This window comes from Aliirhizobium smilacinae, from assembly GCF_006335145.1.
Taxonomy (GTDB): domain Bacteria; phylum Pseudomonadota; class Alphaproteobacteria; order Rhizobiales; family Rhizobiaceae; genus Neorhizobium; species Neorhizobium smilacinae.
Genome location: NZ_VDMN01000001.1, coordinates 206,012 through 219,623, shown reverse-complemented (window position 1 = coordinate 219,623; position 13,612 = coordinate 206,012). Strand labels below are relative to the sequence as shown.

The window sequence follows — 13,612 nt, the reverse complement described above, 5'->3', positions numbered from 1 at the left end:
TGAAGATGAGTGACAATCGCTTCACGGATCATCTCGGCCGTCCTCTCGTGGCGGTCACGGGCATGGGCGTCATCACATCGCTTGGCCAGGGGCTTTCCGACAACTGGGCGGCACTGACCTCCGGCACGTCCGGTATCCACAAGATCACCCGATTCCCGACCGATGGCCTGTCGACCCGCATCAGCGGCACAGTGGATTTTATTGCCGTCCCGGCAAACAATTCGGTCGAACGCTCCTTCGCCTTTGCCCGCGAAACGACCAAGGAAGCACTGGCCCAGGCAGGGCTTTCCGGCGATTTCGATGGCCCGCTATTTCTTGCAGCACCTCCGGTCGAGCCCGAATGGCACGACCGTTTCGCGCTCGCGGATCGTTCACCGCCGTCTAGGGTCGAAGGCGATGCCTACGAGCGCTTCCTGACAGCCATGCGTGAACGGCCCGATCCGGTCTTCCTCGAAGCCGTCCAGTTTGGCTCAATCTCCGAGCGCCTTTCCGACATGTTCGGCACGCGTGGCCTGCCGGTAACGTTGTCGACGGCCTGTGCTTCCGGCGCGACCGCGATCCAGCTCGGCGTCGAGGCAATCCGTCAGGGTCGCACCAACCGGGCTCTCGTGGCCGCGACCGATGGTTCCGTGAGCGTCGAGGCACTGGTACGCTTCTCGCTGCTTTCTGCTCTCTCCACCCAGAACGACCCGCCGGAAAAGGCATCAAAACCTTTCAGCAAGGATCGCGACGGTTTCGTCATCGCCGAAGGTGCGGCCACACTCGTGCTCGAATCGGTCGAATCCGCACTTGCCCGTGGTGCAACGGTTCTCGGCATCATCAAGGGGCTGGGCGAAAAGGCAGATCATTTCCACCGCACCCGGTCTTCGCCGGATGGCGGCCCGGCGATTGCCACCATTCGCGCAGCGCTGGAAGATGCCGGCATGGACGAAGCCGGTATCGGCTACATCAATGCCCACGGCACATCGACGCCTGAAAACGACAAGATGGAATATGGCTCCATGCTCGCCGTTTTCGGTGATCGCCTGAAGAACATTCCGGCCTCGTCGAACAAGTCGATGATCGGTCACACGCTGACGGCAGCGGGTGCAGTCGAGGCGGTGTTCTCGATCCAGACCATGTTGACCGGCACCTTGCCGCCGACCATCAACCACACCAATCCCGATCCGACGATCGAGCTCGATGTGGTGCCGAATGTGAAGCGGGATGGAGCGCCAAAGGCAGTCCTGTCCAATTCCTTCGGCTTCGGCGGCCAGAACGCCAGCCTTGTCATGACGCTGGAACCGGTCTAAGGCCTGCGCCACAGCTAAAGGACGTCTTCCTCGGCCCCGTGCCGAGGATCTGCTGACGTCGAGAATAAGAATGAAAGTCGGTAGATGCTCGGGACAAGCCCGAGCATGACGCGTGGTGTATGGCCGCGCCATGCCTGCCTGATGCATCCGGAAGGAAAAGAAGAACATGCGCGCGCTGCAACTGATCGATGACCGCAAGCTCGAAGCCGTCGATATCCCCGAGCCGGAAGCACCGGGTCCGGGTGAAGTGACGTTGCGCGTCAAGGCCGTGGCGCTCAACCACATTGACGTCTGGGGCTGGCGCGGCATGGCATTCGCCAAGCGCAAGATGCCGCTGACGATAGGCGCAGAAGCCTCCGGCGTCGTCGAGGCCATCGGCTCCGGCGTCTCCAATGTCCTTCCCGGCCAGCTCGTATCGATCTACGGCGCCCGTACCTGTGGCCTGTGCAAGCCTTGCCGTGAGAAGCGTGACAATCTCTGCGAAAACGTCTCCGGTGTTCACGGCTTCCATCTCGATGGTTTTGCGCAGGAAAAGACCAATCTCCCGGCGCGTCTCCTCGTTCCGGCCCCTCCGGGCGTTGATGCCGTCGCGGCAGCGCTTGCTCCGGTCACCTTCGGCACGGTCGAGCACATGCTGTTCGACAATGCCAAGCTGCAGCCGGGTGAAACGATCCTCGTCCATGCCGGGGGTTCCGGCATCGGTTCGGCGGCCATCCAGCTCGCCAAGAAGACTGGCTGCACCGTCATCACCACCGTCGGCTCCGACGACAAGATCGAGAAGGCCAAGGCGCTCGGCGCCGATCACGTCATCAACTACCGCAAGGACCGCTTCGAGGGTGTCGTGCGCAAGCTGACCAAGAAGAAGGGTGTCGATGTCGTTTTCGAACATGTCGGCAAGGACACGTTCGCTGCCTCGATGTTCTGCCTGAAGCGCGGCGGCCGCCTCGTCACCTGCGGCTCGACCTCCGGCGTTTCGACCGACCTCAACCTGATGATGCTCTTCCAGCAACAGTTGAAGCTCCTCGGCTCCTTCGGCTGCCGTATGGAGAACATGGCCGATGCCATGCAGAAGATGGCGCGCGGCATAGTTCATCCGGTCATCGATACCGAAGTCACTTTCGACGAGATCGACAAGGCGCTGGAGCGCATGGAAACCCGCCAGATCTTCGGCAAGATCGTCCTGAGGATGGACTGAGGCCATCCCCATGAAGATGGTCATCACCCGCATCGTCCTGACGCTTCGCAACTTCCAGCAATGGTCAGTGGCGCAGGCGACCTTCGGTCTGCTAAATCTCCTGAAGATCCTGCCGGCCGATCCGGCCATTCGCTATATCGATCGCGTTGCCCGCTTCGTCGGCCCGAAGCTGTGGCGCCACAAGCTGATGATGACCAATCTCCGCAATGCCTTCCCGGAAGAATCTGAGAAAGAGCTTGAGGATATCGCTGTCGCCAGCTGGGGACATATGGGCCGCATGGCCGCTGAATACGTCTTTCTGGATCGTCTGTTCGATTTCGATCCGGAGCAGAAGACGTCTGGCAGGGTGGAAGTTTCGGGGATCCCGATCTTCCTCGACCTGCGCGACAATCCGCGGCCGTTCATCGTCTTCACGGCGCATACCGGCAATTTCGAACTGCTGCCGGTCGCCGGCAAGGCCTTCGGCCTTGAAGTCATGGTTCTCTTCCGGCCGCCCAACAATCCATACATCGCCGATAAAGTGTTTTCCTTCCGCGCCGCCCGCATGGGGCAGCTAGTTCCTTCGCATGCAGGCTCGTCCTTCGCGCTTGCGCGTCGGCTAGAGGCCGGTGGCGGGGTTGGGGTTCTCGTCGATCAGAAGTTCAAGAAGGGCCTGTGGACCTCCTTTTTCGGCCGCCCCGTGAAGACGAACCCGTTGCTGGCCAAGCTGGTCCGGCAATTCGATGCCGAGGTTTATCCGGCCCGCTGCATCCGTTTGCCCGACAACAGGTTCCGATTGGAAATCGAGTCGAAGATCGATCTGCCGCGCGATGAGAAGGGCAATCTCGATGTCCAGGGCACCGCGCAGGTTCTCAACGACAAGGTTGAAAGCTGGGTTCGCGAGTATCCCGAGCAATGGCTCTGGTACCACGACCGTTGGAACATCAAGAAAACGGTCGAGCGTTGACCCGTCTCCTTGGTAATCTGTGACTCTATGGTAAGTTGTGAGCCATAAATGGGGGCCGCACTAGACGAATTGATTAATTATAATCATATCTTATGCAGGCTAGGCTCGCATCAGGTAGAAGGCACCACTTCTCGCGTTGTTTTGAGAGGGGTCGATTTTGAAAGCATTGATTGATCTGTTCTGGGCGAAATATTCCGACCTTCGCCAGGCAGTCGAAAAAGAAGACGACGATGCTGTTTCTCGGATCGACCGGGAAATCGATCCGCTCGTCAAGGCTATACTTGGTAGCCAGGGGCGCGATCAGTCGGCGATCGGCGTGCAGTTCCGTTTCGCGCTCGATCTCCTGAACGAGGAAGCCGATGATGGCGGCTGCGTAAGGCGTAACGGCCATCTGCTGCAAATGCTGGTCGAGCGTTATCTGGTGACCGGCCAGTCACTGCCATCTAAATCGGAAGCCGCCGAAGATACTTCGCAGCCGGTCGATGTCGCCCAAGCGATCGCCGACGGCTATCTCGACGATGCTTTGCTCAATAAATTGCCGGAACGGGTCGTGGTCGTCGCACCTGGCTACCGCATCTTTTACAGCAACGACACCAATGCGCAGCGGATGGATATGCCGCGCGATACCCTCATCGGGCGTCATTTCGCCGAGTTTGTCGGCCTGCACCATTTCCGCCATGACCTGCAGCCTTGTCTCGATCGTTGTTTTTCCGGCGAAAGCCTGACTTTCACCTATGCCGACAAGATCGAGGGCCGTACGGTCGTCATTCACTGCCGCATGTCGCCGATAAGCCGGTCGGGAACATTGATCGGAGCGCTGGTGGTGATGCAGGAAAAGGAAGATCGCCGTCGGCGCCGGGGCGACTGATTGAGTGCCGCGTCTATTCCGATATCGGGCTGAACGGCAGATAGTCGTGCAGCAGATGTGCCTTTTCGAAAGCGATGTGACGCCTGACACCCTCGAAGAAACCGCGCAGCATATAACCCACCGCCTCGTCGTTGACGGGCTCGCCCGACCCGAGGCGCAGAAGCGCTTCCGTCAACTCTTCCGCATAACCTTCATCTTCGAAATGTTCGAATTTCAGCCGGGAAAGCGTCGCAAGCATCGGTCCGGCATTCGCATGCCGCTGGCTCAGATAAGGGAAAAGCACGTTCTCTTCATATTGGTGCATGCTGCGGATCAGCGGACAGAGCGCCTTGGCGGCATAAATGCACTTCTGCCGATTGACGCTCGCCGGCAGCGAATCGGCGATCTCTTCCAACGCGCCGCAGAGCGCGAGCTGTTCCTCATGCGCGTGCCGTATCCACGACATCATGACGTCCTGACTGGAGTGCCGGACGGGTTGAGCGGACAGAATTGCATTCGTCAGATCGATATCGTGTCTCAAGTCTGACCTCCGAAACCTGCATTGGCCGTTGATCATCCGACGTTCCATCATGGCCGGCTTATTTGCGTTGATTCAAATCAAGGCGTTTGGCGTTGGCTGCTGCCATCTGTCGCGGTGGTCGCGACGGAAAGTGGCAGGGGGATTCGATGGGAATCGATGTTTCGCCACCCTCGCGACGGCCAATCACGCCGTTGGGGGATACCAACAATGAACTACCCTTTGGAAACTGCAGCGCTGGTAATCGGGACATTCCTGGCGCTGCTTGGCGCGGCCTATGCGCATGATAGCCTGTTCTCCGCCCATATGTGGGTGCTTTTCCTGGTACTCGGCATCAGCAGCATCGTCATGCTGCGCCGCGTCTCTTTCGCACCGGCCGGCGCACCGCGGTCCGTTCCGGTTAAGTCGGAATATTTCGACGAAGTCATTAAATACGGCACGATCGCCACCGTTTTCTGGGGCGTCGTCGGCTTTCTGGTCGGCCTGGTCGTCGCCCTTCAGCTGGCTTTTCCCGATCTTAACATCGAGCCATGGCTCAATTTCGGTCGCACGCGGCCGCTGCACACCTCGGCGGTCATCTTCGCCTTCGGTGGCAACGCCCTTATCGCCACATCGTTTTATGTCGTCCAGCGCACCTGTCGGGCCCGCCTGTTCGGCGGCAATCTCGGTTGGTTCGTGTTTTGGGGCTATCAGCTTTTCATCGTCATGGCGGCAACCGGCTATCTGCTCGGTATCACCCAGGGCAAGGAATATGCCGAGCCGGAATGGTATGTCGACATCTGGCTGACCATCGTCTGGGTCGCTTATCTCGTGGTTTTCCTCGGCACGATTCTTATGCGCAAGGAGCCGCATATCTATGTGGCGAACTGGTTCTATCTGGCCTTCATCGTCACCATCGCGATGCTGCACATCGTCAACAATCTGGCGATGCCGGTCTCCTTCCTCGGGGTCAAGAGCTACTCGGCCTTCTCAGGTGTGCAGGACGCGCTGACGCAGTGGTGGTACGGCCACAACGCGGTTGGCTTCTTCCTCACCGCGGGCTTCCTCGGCATGATGTATTATTTCATCCCGAAGCAGGTGAACCGCCCGGTCTATTCCTATCGCCTGTCGATCATCCACTTTTGGGCGCTGATCTTCATGTATATCTGGGCCGGTCCGCACCACCTGCATTACACGGCGCTGCCCGATTGGGCCCAGACGCTCGGCATGGTCTTCTCGATCATGCTCTGGATGCCCTCCTGGGGCGGCATGATCAACGGCCTGATGACGCTTTCCGGTGCCTGGGATCGCATCCGCACCGACCCGATCGTCCGCATGATGGTCATGGCCGTCGCCTTCTACGGCATGGCGACCTTCGAAGGCCCGATGATGTCGGTAAAAGCCGTCAACTCGCTCAGCCACTATACCGACTGGACCATCGGCCACGTTCACTCAGGCGCACTCGGCTGGAACGGCATGATCACCTTCGGCGCGATCTACTTCCTCGTGCCGAAACTGTGGAATCGCAACCGGCTCTACAGCATCCAACTGGTCAACTGGCACTTCTGGCTCGCCACGCTCGGCATTGTTCTCTACGCCGCCGTCATGTGGGTTGCCGGTATCCAGCAGGGCCTGATGTGGCGCGAATACGATGACCAGGGCTTCCTCGTCTATTCCTTCGCGGAATCGGTCGCAGCCATGTTCCCCTATTACCTGCTGCGCGCCCTTGGCGGTCTGATGTTCCTGGCAGGTGCACTGATCATGGCATTCAACGTCACAATGACAATTCTCGGTCACGAACGGCAGGAACGCACTCCCGGTGTCGCCCCTGCCGGTCTGCAGCCGGCCGAATAAGGAGCTGACACATGTCTCTTCTCGATAAACACAAATTCATCGAGCGAAATGCCACGCTTCTTCTGGTCGGTTCGCTGCTCGTCGTCTCGATCGGCGGCATCGTGGAAATCGCACCGCTCTTCTATCTCGAAAACACCATCGAGAAAGTCGACGGGATGCGGCCCTATTCGCCGCTGGAACTTGCCGGGCGCAACATCTACATCCGCGAGGGCTGTTATGTCTGTCACAGCCAGATGATCCGCCCGTTCCGCGACGAAGTGGAACGTTACGGTCATTACAGCCTTGCGGCGGAATCGATGTACGACCATCCGTTCCAGTGGGGTTCGAAGCGGACCGGGCCTGATCTGGCCCGCGTCGGCGATCGTTATTCCAACGAATGGCACGTTCAGCACCTTGTCGAGCCGCGTGATGTCGTGCCGGAATCGGTCATGCCGAGCTATTCCTTCCTGAAGGAAACGCCGCTGGAAATCACCGACATCTCTATGGACCTCAAGGCAAATCGCACCGTCGGCGTTCCCTATAGCGACGAGATGATTGCCGAGGCGAATGCCGATCTGAAGGCACAGGCGGATCCCAATGCCGATACCAGCGCTTTGCTGGCCCGCTATCCGAAGGCAAAGGTCGGCGATTTCGACGGCAACCCGGCCAAATTGACCGAAATGGACGCGCTGGTCGCCTATCTCCAGATGCTCGGCACGCTGGTCGATTTCTCGACCTATGACGACACAACCGGTTACCGCTGAGGAGGGCGCGATATGGAAACCTATACCGCACTCCGCCAATTCGCCGATAGCTGGGGGCTGCTTGCCATGGCCCTTTTCTTTGCCGGCGTCATTCTGTTCACCCTGCGCCCGGGCTCGAAGTCTCATGCAAACGAGGCCGCCCAGATCCCTCTGAAGGAGGACTAAGATGGCGGACAAACACATCGATGAGATCAGCGGCGTCGAAACCACCGGTCACGAGTGGGATGGCATCCGCGAACTGAACAACCCCATGCCCCGTTGGTGGGTATGGACGTTTTACGCCACCATCGTATGGGCTCTCGGATACACGATCCTTTATCCGGCATGGCCGCTGGTGAATGATGCAACCCGCGGTGTTCTTGGCTATTCCAGCCGTGGCGAACTTGTGACCGAACTGGCGGCCGCGAAAACGGCTCAAGGTGCGATCCTCGAAAAGCTTGCGGCCGCAACGCCGGAGGAAATCATCGCCAATCCGGAACTCAACCAGTTCGCCACGGCGGGTGGTGCAGCGGCTTTCCGCGTCAACTGCACGCCCTGTCACGGCACCGGCGCAGCCGGTGGAGAAGGTTACCCGAACCTGAACGACGACGACTGGCTCTGGGGCGGCAGCGTGGATGCGATCTACCAGACGGTCGCGCATGGCATTCGCGATGCCGTCGATCCTGATACCCGTATCGGAGAAATGACGGCTTTCGCCGATGTGCTTCAGCCCGAAGAAATCCGTCAGGCCGCAGCCTATGTCGTCAGCCTGACGGGGAACCCACGGGATCCTTCGATGGTCGAGCCGGGAAAGCAGGTTTTCCTTGATAATTGCGCATCCTGTCATGGCGAAAATGCCGAGGGTAATCGTGATCTTGGCGCCCCGAACCTTGCTGACGCTATCTGGTTGAAAGTGCATGGCGAAGAGCAGATCGCAGGCCAGATTCGCGCACCGAAGCATGGCGTCATGCCAGCCTGGACCACTCGTCTTGGTGATGTCACCGTCAAGCAGCTCGCTGTCTATGTCCATTCCCTGGGGGGCGGGGAGTAGAGTTTCAGGCCGTTCAGGTCGGAAACTCTCTCGGGGCCGGGATCCTCGGATCCCGGCCATCAATCTTCTTTCAAGACGGCGCGCGCGTGGGTGGCTACGACTTTTCGAGAATAGCCTTCAGGGTGCTGAGGTCTTTAAGGATCGCCTCGGCATCCGTCTCGAAAGCCTGGTCGTCCGTTCCCGCCTGTCTGAGCAGGGTGAACATGATTTCCGCACCGTCACCATTCGGTACGACCCGCAGGGCGTTTTCGACGCTGATACCGGTCTGAAGCGTGACTGTGTGATCCATGACGCCGAAATCGTTCTCGGGTGCAAACCGTACCCGGATTTTGCCGATCGAGCCGCCGTCGCCAATCCAGTCCTCGCCTTCGCGGCTCAAGCCGGAGGCGAGGCCCGCAGCCCAGCGGGGCATGTTTTCCGGCTGGGCAGCAAATGTATAGACGTCACGCCAGGGCCTGTCGATCGTCAGATGAATGATGCGCGCAGGCATTGGGGTCATGGTGATCTCCGTTCTGTCGCCGGCATGGGCGGAAGCGCGAACCAGTCTGCGAATGCCGCGTGGCTTGACTTGCGTCAAGGAATATAGGGCCGCGCGGTGGGAAAAGGCATGGGACGAAGGAATGTTCCGATGAATCTCTATACCGCCGAAAGCGTTGCCTCAAGCGATGCATCTGTCGAACGGATTGATGTCAAGGCGGTTCATTCGCCCGGCGAAAAACGCCAGCCGCTGTACGAAAAGCGCAAGAAGATTTTTCCCAAGCGGGCCGAGGGACGATTCCGCCAGTTTAAATGGCTGGTGATGCTTGTCACGCTCGGTATCTATTATCTCACGCCGTGGATACGCTGGGACCGTGGTCCTTACGCGCCCGATCAGGCTGTGCTTGTAGATCTCGCCAGCCGGCGTTTCTATTTCTTTTTCATCGAGATCTGGCCGCAGGAATTCATCTTCGTCGCGGGCCTTCTGGTCATGGCCGGCTTCGGCCTCTTCCTGCTGACCTCGGCCGTTGGTCGCGCCTGGTGCGGATATGCCTGTCCCCAGACGGTCTGGGTCGATCTGTTCCTGGTCGTCGAGCGTTTCATCGAAGGCGACCGCAACGCACGGATGAAGCTTGATGCCGGCCCGTGGACGGTTGACAAGATCTCGAAGCGGGTCGCCAAGCATGCCATATGGATCGCCATTGCGATCGCAACCGGCGGCGCCTGGATTTTCTATTTCGCCGATGCGCCGTCGCTCGCCTTCGATTTCATCACCGGTCAGGCCGCGTTTGTCGCCTATTCCACCGTCGCCATCCTGACCGCCACGACCTATCTGCTCGGCGGGCTGATGCGCGAACAAGTCTGCATCTACATGTGTCCCTGGCCGCGTATCCAGGGCGCCATGCTCGATGAGCATTCGCTGGTCGTGACCTATAATGACTGGCGCGGCGAACCGCGCAGCCGCCACGCCAAGAAGGCGGCTGCCAGCGGGCAGATCGTCGGCGATTGCGTCGATTGCAACGCCTGCGTCGCGGTCTGTCCCATGGGCATCGATATTCGCGACGGCCAGCAGATGGCCTGCATTACCTGCGCACTCTGTATCGACGCCTGCGATGGCGTGATGGACAAGATCGGCAAGGAGCGCGGCCTGATCGCTTATGCCACGCTCGACGAATACGACACCAACATGGCACTGGCGACGGCCGGTAGCACGCAGCCGATCGATCCCACCCGCACCCGCAAGCCGGATGGTGGTTTCGTCGAAGGTATCCGCCATTTCGACTGGAAGATTTTGCTCCGGCCACGCACGCTGCTCTACATGGGCGTCTGGACGGCGGTCGGCATCGGTCTCGTCGTGGCACTGATGTCCCGCGACCGGCTGGAGATCAACGTGCTCCATGACCGCAACCCGCAATTCGTCATGGAATCGGATGGTTCGATCCGCAACGGTTATACGGTCCGTCTACTCAACATGATCCCCGAACCGCGCACGATCATGCTGTCGCTCGACGGCGTGCCGGACGCGACGATGAAGATCATCGGCATGACCGACGTGCCGGGACGGACATTTGCCATCGAAGTGCCGCCGGACAAGGCAATGGCTCTGAAGGTCTACGTCACGTTGCCACGGGATCAGGCAAAAACCGAAACATCCTTCCATTTCATTGCCGAAGACCGCTCCAGCAATGAGCACAACAGTTATTCGGCTAATTTCTTCGTACCAGGAGGCAAAAGATGAGCACAGCATCGCAAAAGAGCTTCGTTTTCACGGGCTGGCACATGGCGGGCGTGATGGTGCTCTTCTTCGGCACGATCATCTCGGTCAATGTCTTCATGGCCTATAACGCCATTACCAGCTGGAGCGGGCTTGTCGTCCCCAATACCTATGTCGCCAGTCAGCAGTTCAACGGCAAGGTCGCCCAGGCGCGAGCGCTTGCCGCAACCGGCGTCAACGGCAGGCTCGCAGTTACAGCAGACGGTGTCCGTTACGAAGTTCTCGGCGCAGATGGCCAGCCGGTCGCGACAGATCGCCTCGTCCTGAACTTCAAGCGCCCGGTCGGCGAACATCAGGATTTCAGCATCGAAATGGTGGCCGAAGGGCAGGGCGTCTTCGCCGCCTCCCGCCAGATCCTGCCGGGACACTGGATCGTCGAAGCGATAGCCGAACGCGGCGGCGAGCGCATCCTGCATCATGCGGAGCGTGTCTCCGTGCATGGAGCAAAAAAATGAGCTGCTGTGCACCCGGATCGGAAGGCGAGATCGTCAGATCCGCACCGTCTTCGGAAGAAATGCTGCTGGCAAGCCGTGAACTCGGCGAGGGCAGGCGGCAGGTGGATCTGAGCGTGCCGGGCGTCCATTGCGGCGCCTGCATCGTCTCGATCGAGAACGCGCTGAAAGCCATGCCCTCGGTGGAGAAGGCCCGCGTCAACCTCTCGACCAAACGCGTCTCGATCGTCTGGCACCAGAAACCCGATGAGCCGGCTGTCGATCCGGCCGATTTCGTCGGCTCGATCACAGCGGCTACCGGTTACGACGCCTATCTGTTCGATGCCTCGCTGGATGACGGCGACAAGCTGCAGCGCGATCTCGTGCGTGCCGTGGCCCTCTGCGGTTTTGCCGCCGCCAACATCATGCTTCTGTCGGTTTCCGTCTGGTCCGGCGCCGATGATGCCACACGAGACATGTTTCACTGGATTTCGGCCTTCATCGCCGCGCCCGCGCTGATCTATGGCGGCCGTTTCTTTTATGCCTCCGCCTGGGCCGTGCTGAAACGCGGCCGCACCAACATGGACGTGCCGATCGCATTGGCGATCACGCTCTCCTATGCGGTCTCGCTATGGGAAACCATGCATCACGGCGAACACGCCTGGTTCGATGCGACCGTCTCGCTGCTGTTCTTTCTGCTGATCGGCCGCACGCTCGACCACATCATGCGCGACCGGGCGAGGGCGGCGATCAGCGGCCTCGCACGCCTGTCACCGCGCGGTGCCATGGTTTTGGCCGACGACGGAACACGCGAATATCGCCCTGTCGAGGATGTAAAACCGGGTGACCGCGTCGCCATCGCAGCCGGCGAGCGCATCCCCGTCGATGGCACAGTGGAATGGGGTGCAAGCGATCTCGACGTCTCGATCGTCAACGGCGAAAGCGTGCCGCAGGCGGTCGCTCCCGGTGCCATCGTGCATGCCGGCACGCTGAGCCTCACCGGCTCGCTCGTCATCAAGGTGACCGCCACCGCAAAGGAATCCTTCCTTGCTGAGGTCATCACCCTGATGGAAGTGGCCGAAGGCGCCAAGGCCGGGTATCGCCGGCTCGCAGACCGCGCCGCGCAGTTTTATTCGCCCGCCGTCCACCTTCTGGCACTCACCGCCTTCGTCTCCTGGGGCCTTGCCGGCGGCGACTGGAAGCGCGCCATGCTGATCGCCATCGCGGTCCTGATCATCACATGCCCCTGCGCGCTCGGCCTTGCCGTGCCGGTCGTGCAGGTCGTGGCCGCCGGCCGCCTGTTCAAGAACGGCATAATGGTCAAGGACGGCTCGGCCATGGAGCGGCTCGCCCAGGCCGACAGCGTCGTTTTCGACAAAACCGGAACGCTGACGCTCGGCCGCCCGCGTCTCGTCAACGGCAGTGATATCCCGGGTCCCGTCCTGTCTCTCGCTGCCGGCCTTGCCGCCCATTCCCGCCATCCTCTCTCGCGCGCGATTTGCGCCGTCGCCGCAGGCCCTTTCCCGCTGTTCGACGACGTGATCGAAATCCCCGGAAGCGGGCTTGAGGCACGCCGCGCCGAGGGTCTCTACCGGCTCGGCAACCGTCGTTTTGCTTGCGGCGAGACGACTGGCAGCGAAAACACCGACCTCGAAGTCATGCTGTCGCGCGATGGCCAGGAAGTCGCCTGCATTCGTTTCGAGGATGCACTGCGCCAGGATGCATCTGCGGCCATCCGCACGCTCGAACACGACGGCATGCCCGTCGCCGTCGTATCGGGCGACCGGATCGGGCCGGTAAAGGCCTTGGCGGATCAGCTCAGCCTCGCCCGCTGGAAGGCGGAAATCTCGCCCAAGGGCAAGGCCGATTATTGCGCCTCGCTTGCCGATGAGGGCCGCAAGGTGCTGATGGTCGGCGATGGCATCAACGACGCACCGGCGCTTGCCGCGGCGCATGTCTCGATGGCGCCCGCCACCGCCGCCGATATCGGCCGTCAGGCAGCCGATTTCGTCTTCATGCACGAAAGCCTCAATTCCGTTGCCCTGGCGATCGATATTTCGTGCCGTGCGGGCCACCTGATCCGGCAGAATTTCGCACTCGCCATCGGTTACAACATCATCGCCGTGCCGATTGCATTGGCCGGCTATGCTACGCCACTGATTGCGGCCGTGGCTATGTCGACTTCGTCGATCATCGTCGTCGTCAACGCGCTGCGGCTGAACCGGGTGCGTACCGAAGACCTGCTGCCGCGGACGGAGCCGTCAGTGCCGTCCGCGAAAGAGGAGATGCGCGCGGCATGAACATGCTCATCTATCTCATCCCGGTCGCGCTCTTCCTCGGTGGACTGGGGCTTGCAGCCTTCCTCTGGTCGCTGAAGAACGGCCAGTATGATGATCTCGATGGCGCCGCCTGGCGCATCATCGACGATGGTGAGGATCGCCCCGGCTGATGAGCTGGAATTATGGGGTCAGACAAATGCACAATGTGGCCGATTTAGACAATCGGT

The 13,612-nt window shown here is 60.3% G+C and carries 14 protein-coding genes; 12 read left to right on the top strand and 2 right to left on the bottom strand.

Translation table 11 applies throughout. The annotated features are described in order from the left end of the window. Nucleotides 1-5: 5 nt before the first annotated feature. From FHP24_RS00985 to FHP24_RS00970, 4 genes are all read left to right on the top strand, one after another. A complete protein-coding gene (locus FHP24_RS00985; RefSeq protein ID WP_139671622.1) occupies nucleotides 6-1,292 on the top strand; it encodes a beta-ketoacyl-ACP synthase in 1,287 nt (428 codons plus the stop codon). A 166-nt stretch (nucleotides 1,293-1,458) separates the two neighbouring features. Then, nucleotides 1,459-2,487, top strand: a complete 1,029-nt coding sequence (locus FHP24_RS00980; protein ID WP_139671619.1) for a zinc-binding dehydrogenase — start codon at nucleotides 1,459-1,461, stop codon at nucleotides 2,485-2,487. A 10-nt stretch (nucleotides 2,488-2,497) separates the two neighbouring features. Continuing rightward, nucleotides 2,498-3,433, top strand: a complete 936-nt coding sequence (locus FHP24_RS00975) for a lipid A biosynthesis lauroyl acyltransferase (RefSeq protein ID WP_139671617.1) — start codon at nucleotides 2,498-2,500, stop codon at nucleotides 3,431-3,433. 157 nt (nucleotides 3,434-3,590) lie between these two features. Beyond that, nucleotides 3,591-4,301, top strand: a complete 711-nt coding sequence (locus FHP24_RS00970; RefSeq protein ID WP_139671614.1) for a PAS domain-containing protein — start codon at nucleotides 3,591-3,593, stop codon at nucleotides 4,299-4,301. A gap of 13 nt (nucleotides 4,302-4,314) precedes the next feature. On the opposite strand, the gene FHP24_RS00965 is transcribed toward FHP24_RS00970, so the two are convergent. Further along, a complete protein-coding gene (locus FHP24_RS00965; RefSeq protein WP_246091558.1) occupies nucleotides 4,315-4,821 on the bottom strand; it encodes a hemerythrin domain-containing protein in 507 nt (168 codons plus the stop codon). A 207-nt stretch (nucleotides 4,822-5,028) separates the two neighbouring features. On the opposite strand from FHP24_RS00965, the gene ccoN reads away from it, so the two are divergent. Genes ccoN through ccoP form a run of 4 tightly spaced genes read left to right on the top strand, consistent with a single transcriptional unit; the run spans nucleotide 5,029 to nucleotide 8,424 of the window. Then, nucleotides 5,029-6,651, top strand: coding sequence for a cytochrome-c oxidase, cbb3-type subunit I (ccoN, locus tag FHP24_RS00960; RefSeq protein ID WP_139671611.1), 1,623 nt, complete (start codon nucleotides 5,029-5,031; stop codon nucleotides 6,649-6,651). A gap of 11 nt (nucleotides 6,652-6,662) precedes the next feature. After that, nucleotides 6,663-7,394 carry a cytochrome-c oxidase, cbb3-type subunit II gene (gene ccoO / locus FHP24_RS00955; RefSeq protein WP_139671608.1) on the top strand — a complete coding sequence of 244 codons (732 nt, stop codon included), beginning with the start codon at nucleotides 6,663-6,665 and terminating at the stop codon, nucleotides 7,392-7,394. A 12-nt stretch (nucleotides 7,395-7,406) separates the two neighbouring features. Continuing rightward, on the top strand, nucleotides 7,407-7,559 hold the full coding sequence (locus tag FHP24_RS00950; RefSeq protein WP_139671605.1) for a cbb3-type cytochrome c oxidase subunit 3: 153 nt from the start codon (nucleotides 7,407-7,409) through the stop codon (nucleotides 7,557-7,559). Nucleotide 7,560: 1 nt separating this feature from the next. Continuing rightward, nucleotides 7,561-8,424 (top strand): cytochrome-c oxidase, cbb3-type subunit III, encoded by an 864-nt coding sequence (ccoP, locus tag FHP24_RS00945; RefSeq protein WP_139671602.1) that lies wholly within the window; start codon nucleotides 7,561-7,563, stop codon nucleotides 8,422-8,424. Between the two features lie 94 nt (nucleotides 8,425-8,518). Here ccoP and FHP24_RS00940 read toward each other — a convergent pair whose 3' ends face one another. Next, a complete protein-coding gene (locus tag FHP24_RS00940; RefSeq protein WP_139671598.1) occupies nucleotides 8,519-8,923 on the bottom strand; it encodes an SRPBCC family protein in 405 nt (134 codons plus the stop codon). 129 nt (nucleotides 8,924-9,052) lie between these two features. On the opposite strand from FHP24_RS00940, the gene ccoG reads away from it, so the two are divergent. Genes ccoG through ccoS form a run of 4 tightly spaced genes read left to right on the top strand, consistent with a single transcriptional unit; the run spans nucleotide 9,053 to nucleotide 13,555 of the window. Next, nucleotides 9,053-10,639: a cytochrome c oxidase accessory protein CcoG gene (gene ccoG / locus FHP24_RS00935; protein WP_139671595.1), complete on the top strand. Its 1,587-nt coding sequence runs from the start codon at nucleotides 9,053-9,055 to the stop codon at nucleotides 10,637-10,639. Then, nucleotides 10,636-11,130 carry a FixH family protein gene (locus tag FHP24_RS00930; protein ID WP_139671592.1) on the top strand — a complete coding sequence of 165 codons (495 nt, stop codon included), beginning with the start codon at nucleotides 10,636-10,638 and terminating at the stop codon, nucleotides 11,128-11,130. The genes ccoG and FHP24_RS00930 overlap by 4 nt, the downstream gene beginning before the upstream one ends. Then, the gene (locus FHP24_RS00925) at nucleotides 11,127-13,406 is read left to right on the top strand and encodes a cation-translocating P-type ATPase (RefSeq protein ID WP_139671589.1); all 2,280 of its coding nucleotides are present in this window, start codon (nucleotides 11,127-11,129) and stop codon (nucleotides 13,404-13,406) included. The genes FHP24_RS00930 and FHP24_RS00925 overlap by 4 nt, the downstream gene beginning before the upstream one ends. Then, nucleotides 13,403-13,555: a cbb3-type cytochrome oxidase assembly protein CcoS gene (ccoS, locus tag FHP24_RS00920; protein WP_112455538.1), complete on the top strand. Its 153-nt coding sequence runs from the start codon at nucleotides 13,403-13,405 to the stop codon at nucleotides 13,553-13,555. The genes FHP24_RS00925 and ccoS overlap by 4 nt, the downstream gene beginning before the upstream one ends. Nucleotides 13,556-13,612 lie beyond the last annotated feature (57 nt).